This is a genomic window from Paracoccus sp. 228 (assembly GCF_000967825.1).
In the GTDB taxonomy this organism is placed as follows: domain Bacteria; phylum Pseudomonadota; class Alphaproteobacteria; order Rhodobacterales; family Rhodobacteraceae; genus Paracoccus; species Paracoccus marcusii.
In genome coordinates this window covers 657989-678954 of record NZ_JYGY01000001.1, presented here as the reverse complement: position 1 = coordinate 678954, position 20966 = coordinate 657989, and the positions used below count along the sequence as shown (strand labels likewise).

Here is a 20966-nt window from a genome sequence, read left to right as displayed (position 1 = left end):
TTCACCCATCATCTCAGGAGCGCCCGTCACCCGGGTGATTTTGCATGGCAATTACCCCACCGCCCACGCCGCCGAACACCGGCAACCCTGCGCAGCTGGAGGAGCGGGCTGACGCGTTCTTCGGCTGGTTTCCGACATTCGTCGCGGACTACAACGCCGACCTGCCGCTGCTGCGCGGGAAGACCTATGCCACACGCGGCGGCACGGCGAACGCCATCACGCTGAACACCGGGGGCGTGGCACTTGCGACGGGCATGCAGGTCCGGTGGCGGGCCGCGGCGGCGAACACCGGTCCGGTCACGATCAACGTCGACGGGCAGGGCGCGATCGAGGCGCGGACCATCACCAACGTCGCGCTGCCCGCCGGCTACATCCGCACCGATGCCGACACGGTCGCGACCTATGACGGGACGCGCTGGATCGTGGACCGCCAGATCGAGAGCGGGATCAATGCCAACGGGGCGTTCCAGCGCACTGCGGATGGCACGCTGCTGTGCTGGGGCTTCGTGACAAGTAGCTCAACCGCCGAAACTGCAGGGATCTTCCCTGCGGCCTTCGTGGCGTCAAACGCTGCCAGCGAGATGATGGTGTCACTGGGGGTCAACTCGAGCAGCGAGACCTTTGCGATCACCGCGCGCTTCACCGGCATGACCACCACCGGCATGAGCGTGTCCGCGTTCCGCGCCCTTACCGAGGCACGCATCTCCGTGCGCGTCACCTTCATCGCCGTCGGCCGCTGGTACTGAGGATCACCCCCATGAAGATCACGTTCACCCCGCTGCTGCGGGCCGATGCCCTGTGGCTATCCCTCGATGGCGACGTGCTGACCGTCAATGGTACCGCCTACGACTTCGGCCCGCTGGCCGAGGGCGGCACGCTGCCCCGCGAGGCTGTCGGCTGCCCGGTCCTGGCCTCCGACGTCACCCGCGAAGCCGGTCACATCACGCTGACGCTGATCCTGCCCCACGGCAGCGACTCGCCCGAGGAGGCCCGGTTTCCCCAGCCCATCACCGTCACCCAGACCGGGCCGATCCCGCTGCCCGTAACCTATGCCGAGGAGGCGCCCGAATGATCGACTGGAGCCAGGTCGTCACTGCCGAGCAGCGGCAAATGACGGATCGCCAGGCGCTGCGCGATCAGATCGCGGCCCGCCGCCATGAGGCGATGTGCGCCGGGATCAGCATCGCGGGAATGTCGGTCGCAACCGACGACGTCAGCCAGACCCGTTTTGCCGGGGCCGCCGTCAGCGCCATGCTGGACCCCGACTATGCCGTCCGATGGAAGACCGGCGACGGGTCGTTCCGGCTGCTGTCCGGTGCCGAAATCATCGCGATCGCCACCGCCGTCCGGGCGCATGTGCAGGCTTGCTACGACCGCGAGGCCGACCTGCTGGCGGCACTGGACGCAGGCGAGCCGGTCGATCCGGACGCAGGCTGGCCCGGCTAGAGCAGCCCGCCCAGCCATCGCGACCAACCTCCCTTGCGAGGGGCATAATTACCGAGAGGGGCCATGGCCAACATCATAAAGACCTCCGTCGGGGGGGCCGGTTCGCGGCCCGTCACGGAAATCGTTCTGACTGCCACCAACGACCTGACCTATGAGCCGGGGGCAGGCCATGTACTGATCGTCCGCAACCCGACCGCGGCATCGATCGACTGCGTGCTGCGAGGCGCGGACAGCACGACCGTCAACTTCCCCGGCGCGCCGTTCATCTCCGTCGCCGGCGGCTACTCCACCCCCGTCCCGGCCGGTGCTGTCCGCGCCATCCCGCTCGACACCGTAGCCGCCTATTTGAAGGGCCCCGTGACCGTTACCGGCGCTGGCCTGGTCGCGATGCTAATGCGCGCGGTGAACGGGCGTGGCGCCAGGTCCATCTTCAACGATCCCCCGGCGGCCGTGCCGGGCGAGATCGTTGTACCGACTGCGCCGTCTTCGTTCGCGGCAGGCGACTGGTCCCTCGCCACCGGTCTGGAAGCGAACCAGCTGGTCGTGAACATTGCATCGCTGCCGGCCAATGGCGGATCGCCGATCACCGCGATCCAGTACTCCGCAAACGGCGGGACGTGGACGGCGCTGCCAGGTGGCGCTGGAACCGGCCCCCGCACGCTGACCATGCCCGCAGCCGCCACGAGCTATTCAATCCGTCTGCGTGCGGTGACCGCAGTGGGCAACAGCACGCCCGGTGACACGAAGACGGCCACCAGCGGTGCGGCTGACACTTCAGCGCAGCGCGTTATTCTGGTAAGTGACTACGCTGGCGATTGCGATGACGCCCCCGCCGTTCTTATAGCTTGTGACGCTCACGCACGCGGCAACATCAGCCTGCTAGGTATTGTCGCGTCATCTTCGGTGGCGACATCTGTTCCTGGCATTTATGGGCAACTCGCTGCCTACAACATGACCAGCATCCCGGTATATGCGTACCAAGGCACCATCGGAACGTACAACAACCGGAACAGCGCACCCGTCCGGGATCGGTTCGGTGTGGCGGGTCAAACCCGCGCAGCATTCCTTGATGATGTGACGGGCCTGCGCACCATGTTGGCGGCGGCACCGGACGCATCGGTGAAAATCATCGACGTGGGCGCACCCATTTCCACGTCGCGGCTGCTGGACAGCCCTGCGGATACCATCTCGCCCCTGACAGGGCGTGAACTGATCGCGGCAAAAGTCGTCGGCCTGTGGATGATGGCGGGCGAGTTCACCAGCACCCGCGTCGAATACAATGCGGATCGTGATGTCGCCTCTACCCAGAACGTCTATCAGACGTGGCCGACGCCCATTTATGCCCACGGCGCTGAAGTTGGCGGAACGGTCCTTACCGCACCGATGGCAGACGCAAACCCGTTGATCGATCCGGTCAAGGTGGCATTTGACGCTTTTGACGCCGCCTCGCCCTCATCCTTGCAGGTCTATCTTGGCCGCAGGGCGCGGTGGTCGTGGGACCCTATCTGCGTCCATCATGCAATCTACGGCAACCAGAACCTGTACAATCTGGCGGGCGCGAACGGCACTATCAGCGTATCCTCAACTGGTGTCACCAGCTGGTCGGCGATCCCGGCGGGGAATAAGTCGTATGTTGGCAAGGCAGCGTCAGATGCCGCCATCGCCGCAGCGATACAGTCGATCATCGATAACACCACCGTCATGCAGAACCTGGACGCTAACGTTCCGGGTCAGGTGGCTCAGCCTGCGGTCAACGGCACCACGTCCGCCCGCGTCATCTCATGGCCGGCCCCCGCCAATGGCGGCAGTCCGATCCTTTCCTACACCATTCGCCGCAATGACGTCATTGCCTGGACGGTGCCGGGGAACATACTGTCTTTCACCATCGAGAACATCCCAGATGGCATTCACTCAGTTACGGTTTCGGCAACGAACCAACGGGGCGAAGGCCAGCAGTCTCCAGTGCGAGAGTTCACAGTTGAGCCGGCTGGAGCAGTCACTCCGACTAATGTTGCGTGGCCGCTCCAAGAGGGATCTGGTCTCGCTATCAGCAGGACCGGAACTGAAGCCAACCTAGTCGGACCTGCGTGGGAAACCCCGCCGACGCGGATCACATTCAACGGAACTTCCCACTATGCCTTCTCTCCGCCACCTGCCGTGGCGGACCGAGGCACAGATTACGTCCTCTCGGCGCTAGTCCGGCTGACCAACGTGACGGGAACGCGGTGCATCCTGTCGAGAAATGGGAACGTGTCGGCAACAACTCGCGTGTTCCAGTTCCGGTCAAATGGCGGTGCGCTGGAGTTCGTTTCGTCAACCGACGCGGGCGCATCCGTGGTCGTTTCGGCGCCCGTGGGAACGGTTCCCATAAACACCTGGGTGCTGGTTTCGGCTTATGTCACCCTGACGGGCGTGGAACTGCGGGTGAACGGAGTTGTCGTAGCGACCGGTGCATTCCCGCCTGAAAACCGAGCCTCTGCAATCGACAATATCCGTTACGAATGGGGTTGCCGCGTCAATTCCTCGAACGGAAGTCGCGCAGACTTCGTGGCCGGATCAATGGCGGCAGTCGCAATCGTCAATTCAGCGACCGCCCAAACGCTGCCGGCTGTTGAAGCCGAACTTCGCGATATCGCCACAGCCAAGGGCATCACCCTCTCATAAGTCCGGAAAGGACACCTCATGCCGAAGAAAATCGCGGCGCGCCTCGGCGTCATCAATGGCGAGTCCGCAAGCCCCTTCATCAACGCCTTCAAGCAGGCGTGGTCCTGGCAGGCCGACCGGGGCGGCGCGCAATGGGACCAGCTGGTCGCGGCCGGCCACATGACCCCCGGTGGCCAGCTGCTCTCGATCCCGCCGGGGTCGGGCGGCTTCCGCACCCGCCTGTTCCACAACATGCCGGCGGAGGCCGGCGGATCCGGCCGTCACCGTCTGCGGTGGGACGGGACCTGCACCATCGATCTGCACGGAGCCCGCAACATCACGCGCGTGTCGCCGAACGAGATCCAGTTCGATTTCACTGCCAATGGCGCGTCTTGGATCGACCTGATCGTCCGGACGATCGATCCTGCAGGTGGCCCGATTGAGAACATCGCGCTGGTGCATCGGGATGACTGGGCCGACGCCGATCAGGGCAAGATCTTCCGCCGACAGTACCTGACGGAGGTCGCGCCCTATCACGCCCTGCGGTTCGATGAGTGGATCGGCATCCTGACCTCGGAGAACCAGGGCGGGCTGCGGATCACGGACTGGGCCAGCCGGGCGCTGCCGACCGACGAGATCTTCCACCGCTTCGTGCCCTACGAGTGGATGGCGGCGCTGTGCCGTGAGGTCGATGCCGCGATGTGGCTGTGCATGCCGACTGCGGCGACCGACGATCACATGCGCCAGTGCGCGGCCCTGATCCGCGACCTGATGCCGGCGCCGCGGCAGGTCTATGTCGAGTACAGCACCAAGACCTGGGACTTCTCCGGCACCCCGCAGGCCCACTACTGCGCCGCCCGGGGCCGCGAGGCCTTCGGTACCAGCACCGGGTCCGAGTTCCGGAACTGGTACGGCATGCGGTCGGTGCAGATGGCGCAGATCTGGCGCCGTGTCTGGGGCGGGGACGAGCGGCTCCACACCGTCGTCCAGCACCAGGCGGACTGGGTCGGCGGCGAGGCCGACATCCTGCTGGCGCCGCTGTGGCGGGACCGTAGCGGGACGCGGGGTTTGCCGGTCTACGTCGCGCCGCACTCGGTGATCGACATGCTGACCGTGCATGCGCAGATCGACGGCGGCATGGCCTATGGCGGCCGGGCCGCGCAGCTGGAGGGCTGGCGCACCACCCTATTACAGGGCGCGGCGTTCGACCGGATCCGCGACCAGCTGCTGACGGGCAACGCATGGGGCGCAGACCGCACGGTCCGCAGCCTGGTGCCCAAGTGGCGGCACTACCGGAGCGAGGCGTCGAAGTACGGCATGGAGCTGGGCGCCTACGAGGTCGGCAACCACATGAACGGCGTCGGCGGCAGCACGGCCCTGCGATCGTTCATCCACGCCTTCTCGGTCAGTCCGCAGATGGGCGAGGTCTATGCCGCGACCTTCGCCGCTCTCGATGCCGCAGGCTTCGACGGGCCGCTGGCCATGTCGGTCGAATGCCGGATGCCTGATCAGAACATCTGCCACGGCCTGCAGCGCTGGCTGGGCGACCGGAACCCGGCCTGGGCCGCGGTACGGGCGCTGATCGAGGATGCACCTGTCACGACCCCGGAGCCCGCGCCTGTGCCGGTCCCGGAGCCTGACCCGGTGCCGACGCCTATGCCCGATAGGGAACCCATTCCCACGCCCGCGCCTGTTCCTGAGCCAACTCCTAATCCGGTCCCCGTGCCGATTGATCCAACCCCCGAGGAACCCGATATGAGTGCCCGCCAAAAGCTGACTGAACTCCTGAGCGTTCTCCAATCCACCACCGCAGACCTGCAAACCTATCTTGCAGCCGATCCTGTCGTGACGCCGCCTGATGTCGTTCCGCCGGTGGTCCTTCCTGTCTCGCCGCCCGTTACCGCACCGGCCGGGCCGATCTGGGACCAGCACAAGCAACCGGTTCTCAGCATTCCGGCGGAGATAACGGTGCCTGCCGGTGCGGCTGACATATACATTCCCGTGTCCGTTGATCAGTGCGACCGCAATTCCTTCATGGCGTATGTCGATCGTCTGGTGAACCTTACGGGCGGCAGCATCAACGTCGGGTCTGCGGCCTCGCAACGCGCGAAGTTTGCCGGCATGGACGTGGTGTATCACTGGTCCCCCGGTGACGATGTCCTGCACTGGATCAAGATCACGCCTCGCGACCGCCACGCCGACGGTCAGGCGTTCCAGGTCAGCATCCGGGTCAAGGGCCTCGGGGATAAGCAGAAGGGCCGCACCGTCAAGGTTCGCTTCTCCGCGGCAGTTCCCACGCAGGTCATTACGCAGCCGTTCCACCGCCCTCTGCGCCGCCTGGACCTGACCCGCGCTGCGCGCAAGAACACGTTCGACCCGGCCACGCTGACGCACAACCCGACAGGCGATGGCGGAGACTGGATGTCTGCCCTGAGCCACGGACGGTCGCAGGACGGCAACCAGGAGACGGGGCTCTATGCCGATGCTTCGATCGCAGGGGCAGACAATCCCATCAGCTACGATGCTGCCGAGAAGGCGATCCGGCTGCATTCTGTCGGCTATGCAAGCCGGGTAGAATGGGACAAGCGCAACTGGAGCTATCAGGCTGCTGTGCTTCAAGGCCTGCATCGGGATGATGTCTGCGGGGTCGAAGGGGTCTGGCGCATCGAGGCAAAGATCCCCGTGCGCCGCTACAGCTGGCCCGCGTTCTGGCTGGTCAATCGTTCCAAGGCCTCTGCCGGGTTCTACTACAGCCAGTGGCCCGGCGAGATCGACATCCTGGAGAAGTTCAACCATGCGTGGGGTGCGGCTGATACACCCTACACCAGCTCGTTTGCGCAGCACTTCGGTCCGATTAACGAATGGCAGAACAAGAAGGGCGCTTTCGGCAACGACTTCGACGTTGACCAGTACGGTTCGCCCCGGACGCCTCTGGATGAAGTCTACACATCTTGGGCGGTTCATGTGGCCTATGACCCGGTGGACACCACTAAGTCAGAAGTCACATTCTTCGTGAACGACCGCGAGGTGGGCTGCCAGATCCTGCACGCACGACACCAGGATCTGGCCCGCAAGGTCGAGTTCTACCCGATCTTCAACGTGGCCGTGAAAACGCCGTCAGGTTACACTCCGGAGCGGTACAACACCGACGACGGACGCGGCCGAACCGGTGACATGCTGGTCCGGGATGTGGCTTACTACCCGACGGGCGCACAGTTCACCTGACAGTAATCGATGCGAACACTGACACAATCGATGGATAAGCTGAAGGCGGCGCAGCAGGAGGCGAACGAACTGCTGCGGCAGATAAGCAGCCAGCGAGACGCTGGCTTAAACTGATACTCGAGACCAAAAGGTGCTAACCTGTCAGCCAAATGCGCCGAGGGGCCCCTCACGTCGCAAGTTCAGTCCCTACGAGGACAGACAACCGGGGAAAGAACTAACACACACACTAACAACGTTCCCGGTTGTTAAGCTGGTTATGTCTTAAGTTGACTGATCCGTCAGCTTGTCTGTTTGGGTAGGTTCATTTTGGATGATTGGCGGCCCCCGGAGGGGTCCGGGGGCCTACGACAAAGGCTGCTCCACATGCCTGACCAAAGGTAATGCGAGGTTGTCACCTCACGAGCAGCCTTTGGCGTTTAATTGTGCGTATCATGCAAAAGTGCTGCTGCCACAGTTATTCGCCCGTTCTTCCGTTAAATGTTTGACTGCCCTGTCCCGCCATTGTGCGGGCTTTTTCATGCCCTGTCGTCGGGCGTGAATCCCACCCCATTTCACGGAGGCCGCGATGGCTGATGACACCACCCGCCGTCGCACGGCCGGGCCGATACCATGAATGAGCTGATGACCCTCGTCCGGGAGGTGGGCGGCGGCCTCGCCGGGGTCGTAATCGTTGTCCAGGGCTGGGCTAACTGGATCCAGTACAAGCGCAACGGCGAGCTGCAGGACAAGATGCTGGAGATGGCGCAGGCGATGGTGAAGGAAAGCCGCGGCCTGATCACCGACACGAACAAGACCACGGCGGCGAACACCGAAATCATGGGCCGGGCGGTCCGGCTTCTGGAGGATCGGCGATGATGGGGCGGCTCATTCGACAGCTAACCGGCCACGGGCGCAGGGCCGAGAGGGCCGACACGATCATGCGTGAGCACATGACAGACTCGGCCCCGGAGAAGCGGGCCATCAAGGCGCGGGTGCGGGCAATCGAACGCCTTGTGGAGCAGCTGGAGAAGGACACCAAGACATGGCAATGACTATCGGGCTGATCGCCGTCATCAACGCGCTCGGCTATTTCGCCGTGATCTGGGCATTCCGCGCCAGCTTCCGCGAGCTGCGCTCCGCGACCTGGTGGTTCGCCACCGGCTTCATGATCCTCGCCGGGGCTATCATCCTGCGCGGCCTCTACTGGGACGTGGCCATGCCGCTTCTGCGGATGTGGGTGCCGGGGTTCGCCGAGCAGTGGACCGATGCGACCCGAGGGCGGCTGATCAACATCGTTTTCGGACTGATGAAGATGGCATCGTTCTTCTGTGCCCTGAAATGCCGCCAGCTGCTGATCCCGGAGGATGAACGACACCATTGGCCACTGTGGCGCGCCTGGCTTCATCCAACCAAGATCAGGCTGCTGCCTTGGCGGTGACCTTATCGGCGGTCTCTGTTGTGCGCTGACAGAGACCGCCTGACCGATCGGCAAAGAATTAGCTTGGAGCGACTGACGCGACCTTAGCCCGCCGCTGCCTGAATCCAACCCCGCCCCGCCACCGTGTGGGGCTTTTTCATGTCCACACCCACGAGGAGGCAGCCATGCCGCACTTCCCCATCAAGTACATCGTGCTGCACTACAGCGCGACCTATCCCGATCAGGATTACGGCGTAGCCGACATCCGAAAGATGCATCTCGCGCGCGGATTCAACGACGTCGGCTATCACTACGTGATTCGGCGGAGCGGCGCTGTCGAGAAGGGCAGGGCGGACACCACCGTCGGCGCGCACGTTGCAGGCCACAACACTGGCAGCCTGGGCATCTGCTGCATCGGCGGCATCGAGCGGGCCACCGGGCCGAATGTCGGCGTCGACAATCGGACCGAGGCGCAGAAGGCCGCGACGGTGAAGCTGGTCCGTGAGCTGCTGACCAAGCATCCCGGCGCCCAGGTCGTCGGCCACCGTGATCTGGGTGCCACCCAGTGCCCCGGCTTCGACGTGGGCAGCTGGTGGGCCGCTGCCAACGCCCGACCGCCCGTCATCGACAGCATCCCCGTGAAGCCACTGCCGTCTCTATCCACCCCTGTCGCCACCGGCACCACCAAGGGTCCGATCTACATCCTGGCCGCGCTGGCTGCCGCCGCGATGGCCTTCTTCGGAGTGAAATGACCATGACCCCCATCGATAGCATCCAGAACATCATCCAGCCGGTCCTCGTCGAGTTGCTGCTGATGCTGACCCTAGCCGTTTTGGCGTGGTTCCTTCGCCTCCTACCCGAGCGCTTCCGCCTAGACATTGAAGCCAAGCACCGCGCCGCGCTTCATTCCGCCATCAATACAGGCGTCGGTCTACTGATCGACACATTGCAGAAGCACCCGACAATCGCCGCTTCTGACATGGCGATCGGCACCGTGTTGGATTACGTTGAGCGGTCAGTACCGGATGCTATCCGTCGGCTTGGTCCATCGCGGGCGCAGCTAGAGGACATGGCACGGGCAAAGTTGCAACATCAGGTCGATGCAGTTTTACGCCGGGATCGACTGGCTGAGGCTCTATCAAACGCCGGCTTAGATGGGCAGAAACCCAATTAACGAAGAAATCTGAACGTCGCTTTATAGCGGCGTTCAGCTTAGTTGCACAGCTTGTCGTCTTTGGGGAAAATCAGGAAACGAAAAAAGCCAAGAAACGGGCCTGGAGAAATCTTTCAAAACTGCTAGCGTCCACCCTCCTAGTAGAGCCGAAGAAATTGCAAAGATTGCCACAGTTGCATAGTTTTCGACTTCATAATAACGGAATGCTTTCAGGGTCAACGTCATGAACACCGCATGGCTTACATAGAAAATTATTGATTTCTGTCCTATCCAAATTAGGATGGAGCTGATGATAGTCTTCTCTGCTCTGATAGCCATTGCGCTTATAATCATCGCGCCAACAAGCGACAGAACAATGTACTTCGGGCCAAACCTGAGCTCATACATCGCGGTAGCGGCAGCGGTGGCAGCGACGATAGGCGCTATGACCCAAATCCATTGAGATGTAAGCGATTTGAGCAAAGCAGGCATATGGATAGAAGCGTATGCACCTAGGAAGAAAAGCGACATTAGGTAGAATAAACGCTCGGAATATTTTGCTCCGTCAGGTGATGCAATTGAAAATATAAACGCAACTGCAGCGATGAGTAGCGGGTTAAAGTCCTGGAGGGGCTTTGCAGCCAAATAATAGATAAATATAAATAGTAGAAACCATAGATGACTTCCGCCGGTATAAAGCTTTTCTAAATCTGCAAAGCTACGGAAGTGAATATCAACTGCTATTCCGTAGATCGTCGACCAAATAATGAAAGGCCATAGGATCCCTTTCAATTTACCTGAAAAATAAGCGCTGCTATCTTTTGACAATGATCTTGGTAGCAGCATACCAGAGAGAAAAATCAGAATGGGCATCCGGAACAGAGACAGAGTCTCATTCAAATTTTTCTACAATGCATTTGGAGTAAATCCATATTTCTCAGCCATCGTAACTGAGTGAAGCAATATCACGGCAAGGATGGCCATTCCCCGAACTATGTCCATCCATAAAGCCCGAGGGGCAGTGGTTTTTTTCGATGGAAAAGTCAAACTATCAGTACGTGCATAGGACATCAATTTCATCCGAAATGGCGCTCGGGGTTGGGACTTGTAGCGCATACAGCGGTCCCGTACTTGCACAAACTGTATTATCGGGCGAGGTCGCCCAAAGGTAACAAAAACCTCCAAAGTAAGCGGTGCACCGCTTATGCAAGGAATGACCGCTAGTCCCGAAATCCTCTGTGCCATGGACGCTTGTGCTTTGTTCTTCATTCGTTCTAATCGATCGGAAGGAGACAGCCATGCCTCGCCACCGTATTCACGAGCCCATCTTCCCGGAGAACCGGGCCCTCTACATCATCTGGTGCGAGGAGTGGCAGGGCGATCGGTACTCGCTAGCGGCCGGGCACCTGAGCGCCATGCTCGCGGCATGGGACGCAATGGCCGACTACTCACCGCGCGATCGGCTCTTGCTCCAGTTCGGCAGCCGGGTTCTCCGCATGCGAGAACCGGAATGAGCGCGCACTGGACCCGCAAGATCACCTTCGAGGACGACGCCAACGATTGGGTCGTTCTCCGGGATGGCCTAGTGGTGGGCCGCGTCATGCTGGACGACCAGCAGAGCAGCCGCCTCGATCGTGACCAATGGGCATGGTCGGTCATCACGATGCCCTCGCAGAACGGCTATTCGGATTCGATGCCTGCGGCCTTGGAGGAGGTACGGGCGCGAGCGTCCGACAGGTGGGGTCATAAGCCTCATGGCTGGCCGGATGAACGCTAGAAACGTAGGGCAGGGGGGCGCAACATTCACGCCCTGTTCCGGATGCGTCCGCATGAACTCTCAACACCATTTGCAGTGAACACAATATCTTGTGTTCGGATTCAAAATCCGTTTCAGCAATGAGTGCCGGTTCGAGTCCGGCCGCCCCTACCACGCCCTTTCGCGTTCAACACTGGCAAAGATTTTGCTGCAGTGCGGGAACAATCCAGACCCTGTGACGGTTTGTCCATCGACGGTGACAAGACGCCGATGAAAGGACATTACCATGGCACATAACCCCACTGCTGATGACATCAAACGCGACGCCCGTTCGGCTGCGAACGAAGCCCACGGCGACCTGAAGGATGGTGCCCGCAAGATCGCGGACGACGTCCGTGACACCGCGCGCGAACTGTCCGACAACTCGGGTGCGGCACGCCTGAAAGAGCGTGGCGCCGCACTGGCCGATGATGCCGTCGAAACGGGCAAGCACTATGCTGATCGCGCCCTCGAGACCGGTCAGGAATATGCCGACCGCGCGCGTCTGGAGGCAGAGCGCCTGTACGAAGCAGGCCAGCAGAAGGCGACCGAAGTCGCTCATTACGCCGAAGAGCGTTATGACGAAGTGTCCGAGATGGTTCGCCGCAACCCGGCGCAGGCTTTGGGTATCGCGGCCGGTGTCGGCTTCCTGGTCGGTCTGCTGATCTCGCGTCGCTGAGGTCGGGCATATGTTCGATTTCGCCCGACGCGTTCAGGAAGCTGTCGGCGACACGGTCCGGCGCACGGCCATGAAGGCCGTCGCCGGAATGGTCGGACTGATGGCTGGCGGGTTCTTGACAGCTGCGCTGTGGTCGTGGCTTGCCAACGATCTAAATTGGGGCTCAACCTTGGCGTCGTTGACCATTGGCGGAGGGTTGATCCTGCTGATGATCATCCTTCTGGCCATGTCGGCAAAGCGCAAGCACACCATGCCGACAACCGATGATCTGAAACGTGAAGTCGAAGCTCGGGTTTCGTTGGCGACCGATGCAGCGGCGACTCGTGCGCGGGCGGAAGCGACGCGAATTGTCGAACTGGCCGAAGCGAAGGCACATTCGCTGATGGATCAGGCTGGCTCTCGCGCGACGAAGCTTGCTTCGGATGCCGAGGAAAAGCTGTTTGGCAGCGTCCGCAGTACCGCCCGCGCTGCTGGTCTGACGTCATCCAACGTTACTGCTGCAAAGCAGTCGTTTCAAAACGGCGCGCATCAGTTACGCCAAGCGACCGACAGCAATGCTGGAACGATGACCAAACTGGTTGGTGCGTTCGCTGTGGGCGTCACGTTAGCTGCAGCAATGCAGGAACGTCGACACGACAGGATGGATTACGATCCCGACGACATGATGTGAAAAAGGGCGCCTCGGCGCCCTTTTTTTGTTCCAGATCAGGCATTTGCCTCGCGGATTTTGTTGGCTGCGTCCTTGTCGAACGCTACGCCCTTTTTTTCCAACAACTGATCAAGCTCTCCTGACAATGTCATCTCGGTGATGATGTCGCAGCCACCCACGAACTCACCCTTGACGTAAAGCTGGGGAATGGTGGGCCAGTCGGAGAAATCCTTGATCCCTTGGCGGATGTCAGCGTCCGACAATACGTTCACGCCCTCGTAAGGCACGCCCATATAGTTCAGAACGCCGGCAACTCTGCTCGAAAAACCGCATTGGGGCATCTCGGGCGTGCCTTTCATGAACAGGACCACATCGTTGCGGTCGATCATGTCTTGGATGCGCGTGTTCGCGTCGCTCATATCGGCAATCCTTGTAATGGGGCAGGGGGCGCGTCAGTCTGGCGCCTTGGTGGTCAGGGCAAGCGCATGCAACTCTCCGGCGGGGCCGTCCATCTTGCCCTGAAGGGCGGCATAGACGGCGCGCTGTTGCTGCACGCGGTTCAGCCCGCGAAAGCTTTCGTCGATAACTTCGGCGGCATAGTGGTTTCCATCACCGGCCAGATCAGTGATCGTGATCTTTGCCTGGGGAAAAGAGACCCGCAGAAGGGCCTCGATATCATGCGCTTCCATGGCCATGGGCGGATCCTTGTCTTTGTCACACATGATGTAGGGGATGCCGGCAAGGGCTGCAAGACCGGCACGAAAACGGCCGCGTTCCAGAGAAACGCGGCCGCCACGATTAATCTTATCAAGGTTTACTGCGTTGCGCTGACCGCACCCACGGTTCCGCCGACAACCGCGCCGGCCGGACCCGCCACGGCCGCACCGCCAAGACCGCCGGTCGCAGCGCGCTCGCCAACCGTCGTCCCGCATGCAGAAAGCGCCAGCATCGCGCCGCACAGACCCACAGCCACATATTTCATGATGAATGTCCTTTGATGTCAGGTTCTGTCAAACAGACGCAAACCAAGGGTCACAGGTTCCGGGATTGCCGTAGAAAGGCGGTCGAAAGCAGGGGGACGCGTTTTGATGATAATCTGTATTATGTACCATAAAAGTCTTTCTGGTTAGCCTTTCAACCTTTTCACCACTTATCCCTATGGCACGCATCTTTCAAGGTTCCGGAAAATGGATCGGAGGATCACATGGCCGTATCGCCACCCGTCTGCGATTTCGATGCGCCTTGGCACGACTTTGCGCTGCGCGATACGGACGGATGCGTCGTGACGCTTTCGCAGGTCGCCGGATCGCGCGGGACGCTGGTGATGTTCATCTGCAACCATTGCCCCTATGTCAGGTCGATCCTGGACCGCATCGTCCGCGATGCGCATGCGCTGATGGACCACGGCATCGGCGTCGTTGCCATATCTTCGAACGACGTCGCGGCCTATCCGGAGGATAGCCCGGCGCATATGAAGGACTTGGCGCAGCGAAACGATTTTCGCTTTCCCTACCTGCATGACGCGGATCAGTCGGTCGCACGGGCCTATGGCGCCGAATGCACGCCTGACTTTTTTGGCTATTCCGCCGACGGTCGGCTGCAGTATCGCGGTCGACTGGATGCCTCGACCCGCACGGCGGCGGCGACGGACGCCCGCCGCGACCTTTATCTGGCCATGGTGCAGATCGCGGAAACCGGGCAAGGTCCGCGCGATCAGGTCGCATCGATGGGATGCTCGATCAAATGGAAGGCCGCATGACTATGGACAGACCCTGCCCGATCGTATTCGACCTGGACGGCACGCTGATCGACAGCGCGCCCGACATCCACGCCTGCGTGAACGCGGTCCTGCGCCAGCATCAGATCGCACCGCTGCCCCTGGCGCGGGTGCGCAGCTTCATCGGTGGCGGGGTCGAGCTGCTGTGGACCCGGATCATCGCCGCCTGCGGTATCGAGCCGGTGCATCGGCCCGCGTTGATCGCGGCCTTCATGGCGCGCTATCACGATGCCACGGCCCTGACGCGCCTGTTTCCAGGCGTGATCGAGGCTGTGGGGCGGCTGGCCGATGCGGGTCATCCCTTGGGCATCTGCACCAACAAGCCGATGGGCCCGACGCGCAGCGTGCTGCAGCATTTCGCGCTGGATCGTCTGTTCCCTGTCGTTGTCGGAGGGGACAGCCTGCCGCAGCGCAAGCCCGACCCCGCGCCCTTGCGCCTGGCCCTGCAGATGCTGGGCGTCGAGGGGAATGCACCCCGTGCGCTGTATGTCGGTGACAGTGAATTTGACGCGAATTGCGCGGCGGCGGTGCCGGTGCCGTTCCTGATCTATTCGGGCGGCTATCGCATGACGCCCATCGCCGATCTGCCGCATCACGCAGCCTTCGATCGCTTTGACGATCTGCCGGGCCTGGTGGATCAGGCGATGGCGCTCTAGGCAGCCGGCTTGACAACCGGCGACGAAAGACGCCACCTCGGGGCGGACCCGTGCACGAAAGGCCCCATGATGGATCTGCGCCAAATCAGCCCCAACCTTGCCGTCTCTCCGCAGATCTTGCCCGAGGATGTCCCCGCCTTGGCCGATGCGGGGTTCAAGGTCCTGGTCAACAACCGCCCCGACGAGGAGGTCGAGGCCGAGATCGATCACGATGCGATGGCACAGGCGGCAGAGGCTGCCGGAATGCGCTATCATTACCTGCCGTTCCACCCGGGCCAGATCACGCCGCAGCTGATCGCGGATTTCGGGACGGCGACCGTGGGACAGGGGCCGGTGATCGCATATTGTCGTTCCGGCAACCGCAGCACGGTCCTGTGGGCCCTGACGCAGGCCGGGCGCATGCCCGAGGATGAGATCCTGAAGACGGCCGACGCCGCCGGGTACGACCTCAGCGGCGTGCGGCCGCTGATCGCCTCGCTGGCCAGCCGCAACGGATAGACCGGGCAGGGCAATGCCCCCTGCCCTGCCCCGTGTCGTCAGGCAGGTACGCCAAATGACCGCTTGACATTTGCGGTCCAACCAAGTCCGGAAAGATCATTGGCGCGAATCGCCGGGCGTTTCATCACGCTCGGCTTTTCGCCCATCATGGCGACCGGATCGGCCGCGCGCTGGTCCTCGGACATGCCGCGCCATGTCAGGCTGGCGCGGTTGATGATCTTGTCACCGAACTGCGCGACAAGGGCCGCGCGTTCCTCCGCGGACAACGGCTCCTTCTGGACATCGCGGAACTGTACCGTCCATCCGTTGTCCTGCAGGTCGGCCTGCGCCTTCTGGCAGGTCGAACAATGGGCAAGGCCGTACATCGTCAGCGTCTTGGACATGGATACCTCGTCAGATTAAGGGAACGAAGGGCACGCCGCAGGCAGTCAGGGTCAGGGTCGCCAGCAGGGCAAGGGTCAGGCGCATCGGTCGTGGTTCTTCATGGGTCAGGCCTGATGTATCGCCCCCCGCAGCAGGTGCCACAAGTCACAAATCGTCGCTGCCAGGGTCGTGGAACTGCGCGCGCACCCGGCGCATCGCCCACCAGACGCCCAGCACCGTCAGGGGCGTCAGCACGGCGACGACCAGTGTCTTGTCCAGCCCCGCGCGCCCTGCCAGCGGCGCCAGCGCATAGCTCAGCAGGCCCACCGCGTAATAGCTGATTGCGACGACCGACAGCCCCTCAACGGTGTGCTGCAGCCGCAGTTGCATGTCGGCGCGGCGGTCCATGCGGTGCATGATCTTCTGGTTCTGGGCGCTGCGTTCCACGTCGACGCGCGTGCGCAGCAGCTCGGCCGCGCGGGCTGTGCGTTCCAGCATCGTGGCCAGCCGCCGTTCCGCCGATTTCGCCGTGCGCATGGCCGGCTGGTACCGCCTGCGCATGAATTCGGTCAGCATCTGGCGGTCCAGGAACCGCGTCTCCCGCAGGGCGGCGATCCGGTCATGCACAATCGCCTCATAGGCGCTGTTGGCGCCGAACCGGAAGGAATGCAGGACGGCCTGCGCCTCCAGCTGGGTCGAGACCGCCAGCAGGTCATGCAGCAGCTGTTCGGCGGGCTGCGCGTCGTCGGTCATCGATTCCAGGATCGCGGTCAGGCGCGGCTCCAGCTCGTTCAGGCGGTTGCCCAGACCGCGCGCGCGTCCAAGGCCCAGCATCGACATGGCGCGATAGGTCTCCAGCTCGACCAGGCGATGCACCAGGCGCCCGATGCGGCCGTCCGACGTGCCGGGCCGCACGAAGATCGCGAACCGCATCCAGCCGTCCGCGTCGATGCGGAAATCACCCGCGACCATCGCGGTCTCGTCCAGCACCCAGATCGCGGCCAGGCTGTCGCGCGCGAACCAGCCGTCGATGCGGGCCAGCGCCTCGGCCGGGTCATCGGGCAGCAGATCGACCTGGATCATCACCGCCGCGACGCGCTTGCCCGGCGCGGCGTGCTGCCAGGCATCGGGAAAGATCGCCGCTGCCGACGGATCGAACGGACGGATCGGAAGACCCGGCGTCATCGCCATGTAGGTCACGAACTCGGTGTGGCTTTCCCATTTCAGTTCGTGACGGCCAAGCTGGCCCTGATAGTGGCTGTCATCGGGATCGGGGCGTGGACCGCCATGGCGGCTGACCAGTTCGCCCAGATGCGCCAGATCCTGCGCCCGGTCGCGGTTGGCGGCGTCGCGCGGTTCCTTGAACGCCACGAAGACCGCGGTCGCCGGCGCGGTGATCCGCGGCGAGGGCCGGGCATGCAGTTCGTTGACCAGCGCATAGCGCAGGGGATGTTCGGTGGCCGGGTTCATCTGCCGCTCCTGAAGACGGGGCAACGGCCCCTGCCCCATTTCAAGACCACCGCGACAGGCGGCACAAGTGGGAACGCCCGCCGGCTGTGAACCGGCGGGCGTCCGTGGCACGATTGCGCCGGATCAGTCGATCATGGGCAGCAGCTTGTTGATGCTGTCCTTGGCGTCGCCGTAGAACATCCGGGTGTTCTCTTTGAAGAACAGCGGGTTCTCGATGCCGCTATAGCCGGTGCCCTGCCCGCGCTTGGACACGAAGACCTGCTTGGCGCGCCACACCTCCAGCACCGGCATGCCGGCGATGGGGCTGTTCGGATCGTCTTGGGCCGCGGGGTTCACGATGTCATTCGACCCGATGATGATGACGACGTCGGTCGAGGGAAAATCCTCGTTGATCTCGTCCATCTCCAGCACGATGTCATAGGGGACCTTGGCCTCGGCCAGCAGCACGTTCATGTGGCCCGGCAGACGCCCCGCGACGGGGTGGATGGCAAAACGCACCGTCTTGCCCGCCGCGCGCAGCTTGCGCGTCAGTTCGCTGACCGCACCCTGCGCCTGCGCCACGGCCATGCCATAGCCCGGCACGATCACGACGCTGTCCGCCTCGTTCAGCGCGGATGCCACGCCGTCCGCATCGATGGCGATCTGTTCGCCCTCGATCTCGGCCGCGGGGCCGGTCTCTCCGCCGAAACCGCCCAGGATCACGCTGACGAAGTTCCGGTTCATCGCCTTGCACATGATGTAGGACAGGATCGCGCCCGACGATCCGACCAGCGCGCCCGTCACGATCAGCAGGTCGTTCGACAGGGTAAAGCCGATCATCGCCGCCGCCCAACCGGAATAGCTGTTCAGCATCGACACCACGACCGGCATGTCCGCGCCGCCGATGCCCATGATCAGGTGATAGCCGATGAAGAACGCCAGCAGCGTCACCAGGATCAGCCAGAACACCGCCGGACCGACGCCGGTGAAATACAGCACCCCGATCAGCAGCGACAGCGCCAGCGCGCCCGCGTTCAGCATGTGGCCGCCCGGCAGCTTCTTGGGCTTGCCGTCGACGCGGCCCGCCAGCTTGCCGAAGGCCACGACCGACCCGGTGAAGGTCACCGCGCCGATGAAGATGCCCAGGAAGACCTCGATCTTCAGCATGGCGATCTCGGGGGCAGTCTTGTGGGCCAGCAGGGCCGCAAAACCGGTCAGTTCAGCCTCGAACCCTTCGGCACGCAGGCGCAGGACGCGCGACAGCTCGATCTGGGCGTTAAAGCCGACGAAGACCGCGGCCAGACCGACCAGCGAATGCATCGCCGCGACCAGCTGGGGCATCTCGGTCATCTGCACGCGTTTGGCGACCAGCCAGCCGCCGGTGCCGCCGATGGCGATCATGATCAGCGACAGCAGCCAGTTGCCCGCGCCCGGCCCGAACAGCGTCGCCACGACCGCAAGGCCCATGCCGACGATGCCGTACCAGATCGCGCGCTTGGCGCTTTCCTGTCCCGACAGCCCGCCAAGCGACAGGATGAACAGGACCGAGGCGACCACATAGGCCGCAGTGGTGAATCCGTATTCCATTGTCCCGACCCCTTACGACTTCTGGAACATGGCAAGCATGCGCCGGGTGACCATGAAGCCACCAAAGATGTTGACCGATGCCATCAGCACGGCCAGCGCGCCAAGGATCACGACCCAGGCCGATCCCGACCCGATCTGCATCAGCGCGCCCAGGATGATGATCGAACTGATCGCATTCGTGATGGCCATCAGCGGCGTGTGCAGCGAATGCGCCACGTTCCAGATCACCCGGAAGCCCACGAAACAAGCCAGCACGAAGACGATGAAATGCGACATGAAGCTGGCAGGCGCGATCAGCCCGATCAGCAGCACGACCAGGCCACCGCCCAGCAGAAGCTTGATCTGGCTGGCGGTCTCGGCCTTGAAGGCCGCGGCGTCGGCGGCGCGGCGTTCGTCGGGCGTCAGCTCCTTCTTCTTCTCCTTGGGCTTCTGCGCCGCGATGGCGGCGACCCTGGGCGGCGGGGGCGGCCAGGTCACGTCATGGTCATGCACGACCGTCGCACCGCGGATGACGTCGTCCTCCATGTTGTGGACGATGACGCCATCCTTCTTGGGCGTCAGGTCGGCCACGAAATGGCGGATGTTGTTGCCGTACAGCTCGGAGGCCTGCGCGCCCATGCGCGACGGAAAGTCGGTATAGCCGACGATGACCACGCCGTTGTCGGTGACGATGCGTTCGTCCGGCACGGTCAGGTCGCAGTTGCCGCCCTTTTCGGCCGCCAGATCGATGATGACGCTGCCCTGCTTCATCATGGCCACCATGTCGGCGGTCCACAGCTTTGGCGCGTCGCGTCCGGGGATCAGCGCCGTGGTGATGACGATGTCCATCTGGGGTGCCAGTTCGCGGAACCGGGCCAACTGCTTCTCGCGGAACTCGGGGCTCGACGGCGCGGCATAACCGCCCGTGGCGGCGCCGTCCTGCGCGGGTGCGTCGAAGTCCAGATAGACGAACTCGGCACCCATCGATTCGATCTGTTCGGCCACTTCGGGGCGCACGTCAAAGGCATGGACCTGCGCGCCAAGGCTGACCGAGGTGCCGATGGCCGCAAGACCCGCGACCCCTGCCCCCACGACCAGCACCTTGGCCGGCGGGACCTTGCCTGCCGCCGTCACCTGTCCGGTGAAGAAGCGGCCAAAGTTGTTCGCCGCCTCGATGACGGCGCGGTAGCCGGCAATGTTGGCCATCGACGACAGCGCGTCCATCTTCTGCGCGCGGCTGATGCGCGGCACCATGTCCATGGCGATCGCGGTGATGCCCTGGTCCTTGGCCTGCGCCAGCAGTTCGGCGTTCTGCGCCGGATAGAAGAACGAGATCAGCGTCTGCCCCGCCTTCATCTGGCCGATCTCGGCCGTGGTCGGCTGGCGCACCTTGGCCACCACGTCCACCGCATCGATCAGCTCCGCCGCGGTCTGGCAGACCGTCACGCCGGCACTGCGATAGTCGTCGTCAGCGAAACCAGCGCGCGCGCCCGCGCCGCTTTCCACGAACACGTCATGTCCCAGCTTGCCCAGATGCGCGGCGGTGGATGGCGTGATCGCCACCCGCGCCTCGCCCTCGAAGCTTTCCCTCGTTGCGCCAATCTTCATGGCTCTGATGCCCCCCGGTCTGGTGATCTTTCGTCGCAGACGTCATAGCATCGCGAAATATTG

General features: G+C 62.8%; 25 protein-coding genes and 1 tRNA gene. 18 read left to right on the top strand and 8 right to left on the bottom strand.

What is annotated here, in order from left to right:
• Positions 1 to 44: 44 nt before the first annotated feature.
• The 10 genes from SY26_RS03250 to SY26_RS19765 all read left to right on the top strand — a co-directional run bounded on the left by SY26_RS03250 (position 45) and on the right by SY26_RS19765 (position 9884).
• Positions 45 to 746 carry a hypothetical protein gene (locus SY26_RS03250; protein ID WP_045999231.1) on the top strand — a complete coding sequence of 234 codons (702 nt, stop codon included), beginning with the start codon at positions 45 to 47 and terminating at the stop codon, positions 744 to 746.
• Between the two features lie 11 nt (positions 747 to 757).
• Entirely contained in the window at positions 758 to 1072 is a 315-nt protein-coding gene (locus SY26_RS03245; RefSeq protein WP_045999230.1) for a hypothetical protein, read from the top strand.
• The gene (locus SY26_RS03240) at positions 1069 to 1446 is read left to right on the top strand and encodes a DUF4376 domain-containing protein (RefSeq protein ID WP_052715097.1); all 378 of its coding nucleotides are present in this window, start codon (positions 1069 to 1071) and stop codon (positions 1444 to 1446) included. Before SY26_RS03245 ends, SY26_RS03240 begins: the two co-directional genes overlap by 4 nt.
• Before the next feature lie 63 nt (positions 1447 to 1509).
• On the top strand, positions 1510 to 4110 hold the full coding sequence (locus tag SY26_RS19770) for a LamG-like jellyroll fold domain-containing protein (RefSeq protein WP_052715096.1): 2601 nt from the start codon (positions 1510 to 1512) through the stop codon (positions 4108 to 4110).
• An 18-nt stretch (positions 4111 to 4128) separates the two neighbouring features.
• The gene (locus tag SY26_RS03230) at positions 4129 to 7314 is read left to right on the top strand and encodes a hypothetical protein (RefSeq protein ID WP_045999229.1); all 3186 of its coding nucleotides are present in this window, start codon (positions 4129 to 4131) and stop codon (positions 7312 to 7314) included.
• A gap of 621 nt (positions 7315 to 7935) precedes the next feature.
• Complete coding sequence (locus SY26_RS03225) at positions 7936 to 8169, top strand: hypothetical protein (RefSeq protein WP_045999228.1); 234 nt, start codon at positions 7936 to 7938, stop codon at positions 8167 to 8169.
• Positions 8166 to 8345 carry a hypothetical protein gene (locus SY26_RS03220; protein WP_045999227.1) on the top strand — a complete coding sequence of 60 codons (180 nt, stop codon included), beginning with the start codon at positions 8166 to 8168 and terminating at the stop codon, positions 8343 to 8345. Before SY26_RS03225 ends, SY26_RS03220 begins: the two co-directional genes overlap by 4 nt.
• Positions 8336 to 8731, top strand: coding sequence for a hypothetical protein (locus tag SY26_RS03215; protein WP_157020387.1), 396 nt, complete (start codon positions 8336 to 8338; stop codon positions 8729 to 8731). The genes SY26_RS03220 and SY26_RS03215 overlap by 10 nt, the downstream gene beginning before the upstream one ends.
• A gap of 164 nt (positions 8732 to 8895) precedes the next feature.
• Positions 8896 to 9462: an N-acetylmuramoyl-L-alanine amidase gene (locus tag SY26_RS03210; protein WP_064503534.1), complete on the top strand. Its 567-nt coding sequence runs from the start codon at positions 8896 to 8898 to the stop codon at positions 9460 to 9462.
• Positions 9463 to 9464: 2 nt separating this feature from the next.
• Positions 9465 to 9884: a hypothetical protein gene (locus tag SY26_RS19765; protein ID WP_052715095.1), complete on the top strand. Its 420-nt coding sequence runs from the start codon at positions 9465 to 9467 to the stop codon at positions 9882 to 9884.
• Positions 9885 to 9917: 33 nt separating this feature from the next.
• Here SY26_RS19765 and SY26_RS20255 read toward each other — a convergent pair whose 3' ends face one another.
• Entirely contained in the window at positions 9918 to 10763 is an 846-nt protein-coding gene (locus tag SY26_RS20255; RefSeq protein WP_255352850.1) for an acyltransferase family protein, read from the bottom strand.
• 398 nt (positions 10764 to 11161) lie between these two features.
• Here SY26_RS20255 and SY26_RS03200 point away from each other — a divergent pair, with 398 nt between their 5' ends.
• From SY26_RS03200 to SY26_RS03185, 5 genes are all read left to right on the top strand, one after another.
• Positions 11162 to 11377 (top strand): hypothetical protein, encoded by a 216-nt coding sequence (locus SY26_RS03200; RefSeq protein WP_045982431.1) that lies wholly within the window; start codon positions 11162 to 11164, stop codon positions 11375 to 11377.
• The gene (locus tag SY26_RS03195; protein ID WP_045999225.1) at positions 11374 to 11640 is read left to right on the top strand and encodes a hypothetical protein; all 267 of its coding nucleotides are present in this window, start codon (positions 11374 to 11376) and stop codon (positions 11638 to 11640) included. The genes SY26_RS03200 and SY26_RS03195 overlap by 4 nt, the downstream gene beginning before the upstream one ends.
• 13 nt (positions 11641 to 11653) lie before the next feature.
• Positions 11654 to 11793: transfer RNA gene (locus SY26_RS20920), tRNA-Leu, on the top strand.
• Between the two features lie 112 nt (positions 11794 to 11905).
• Positions 11906 to 12337, top strand: a complete 432-nt coding sequence (locus SY26_RS03190) for a YqjD family protein (protein ID WP_045999224.1) — start codon at positions 11906 to 11908, stop codon at positions 12335 to 12337.
• A gap of 10 nt (positions 12338 to 12347) precedes the next feature.
• Complete coding sequence (locus SY26_RS03185) at positions 12348 to 13007, top strand: hypothetical protein (RefSeq protein WP_045999223.1); 660 nt, start codon at positions 12348 to 12350, stop codon at positions 13005 to 13007.
• A gap of 35 nt (positions 13008 to 13042) precedes the next feature.
• Here SY26_RS03185 and grxD read toward each other — a convergent pair whose 3' ends face one another.
• The 3 genes from grxD to SY26_RS21490 all read right to left on the bottom strand — a co-directional run bounded on the left by grxD (position 13043) and on the right by SY26_RS21490 (position 13968).
• Complete coding sequence (gene grxD, locus SY26_RS03180) at positions 13043 to 13405, bottom strand: Grx4 family monothiol glutaredoxin (protein ID WP_045999222.1); 363 nt, start codon at positions 13403 to 13405, stop codon at positions 13043 to 13045.
• 33 nt (positions 13406 to 13438) lie between these two features.
• Positions 13439 to 13681 carry a BolA/IbaG family iron-sulfur metabolism protein gene (locus SY26_RS03175; RefSeq protein WP_045999221.1) on the bottom strand — a complete coding sequence of 81 codons (243 nt, stop codon included), beginning with the start codon at positions 13679 to 13681 and terminating at the stop codon, positions 13439 to 13441.
• A gap of 119 nt (positions 13682 to 13800) precedes the next feature.
• The gene (locus SY26_RS21490) at positions 13801 to 13968 is read right to left on the bottom strand and encodes a hypothetical protein (RefSeq protein WP_176695092.1); all 168 of its coding nucleotides are present in this window, start codon (positions 13966 to 13968) and stop codon (positions 13801 to 13803) included.
• Positions 13969 to 14190: 222 nt separating this feature from the next.
• Here SY26_RS21490 and SY26_RS03170 point away from each other — a divergent pair, with 222 nt between their 5' ends.
• The 3 genes from SY26_RS03170 (at position 14191) to SY26_RS03160 (ending at position 15917) form a co-directional block, all read left to right on the top strand.
• The gene (locus tag SY26_RS03170; protein WP_045999220.1) at positions 14191 to 14745 is read left to right on the top strand and encodes a thioredoxin family protein; all 555 of its coding nucleotides are present in this window, start codon (positions 14191 to 14193) and stop codon (positions 14743 to 14745) included.
• Positions 14742 to 15419, top strand: a complete 678-nt coding sequence (gph, locus tag SY26_RS03165; RefSeq protein ID WP_052715094.1) for a phosphoglycolate phosphatase — start codon at positions 14742 to 14744, stop codon at positions 15417 to 15419. The genes SY26_RS03170 and gph overlap by 4 nt, the downstream gene beginning before the upstream one ends.
• A 66-nt stretch (positions 15420 to 15485) precedes the next feature.
• A complete protein-coding gene (locus tag SY26_RS03160; protein WP_369799389.1) occupies positions 15486 to 15917 on the top strand; it encodes a TIGR01244 family sulfur transferase in 432 nt (143 codons plus the stop codon).
• A 38-nt stretch (positions 15918 to 15955) separates the two neighbouring features.
• Here the strand turns inward: SY26_RS03160 and SY26_RS03155 are convergent, their stop codons facing one another.
• The 4 genes from SY26_RS03155 to SY26_RS03140 all read right to left on the bottom strand — a co-directional run bounded on the left by SY26_RS03155 (position 15956) and on the right by SY26_RS03140 (position 20903).
• Positions 15956 to 16300 (bottom strand): arsenate reductase family protein, encoded by a 345-nt coding sequence (locus SY26_RS03155; RefSeq protein WP_232303249.1) that lies wholly within the window; start codon positions 16298 to 16300, stop codon positions 15956 to 15958.
• 145 nt (positions 16301 to 16445) lie between these two features.
• Positions 16446 to 17750, bottom strand: a complete 1305-nt coding sequence (locus SY26_RS03150; protein WP_045999217.1) for a DUF3422 family protein — start codon at positions 17748 to 17750, stop codon at positions 16446 to 16448.
• Positions 17751 to 17873: 123 nt separating this feature from the next.
• Positions 17874 to 19316, bottom strand: coding sequence for an NAD(P)(+) transhydrogenase (Re/Si-specific) subunit beta (locus SY26_RS03145; RefSeq protein ID WP_045980869.1), 1443 nt, complete (start codon positions 19314 to 19316; stop codon positions 17874 to 17876).
• A gap of 12 nt (positions 19317 to 19328) precedes the next feature.
• Positions 19329 to 20903, bottom strand: coding sequence for a Re/Si-specific NAD(P)(+) transhydrogenase subunit alpha (locus SY26_RS03140; protein ID WP_045999216.1), 1575 nt, complete (start codon positions 20901 to 20903; stop codon positions 19329 to 19331).
• Positions 20904 to 20966: the final 63 nt, after the last annotated feature.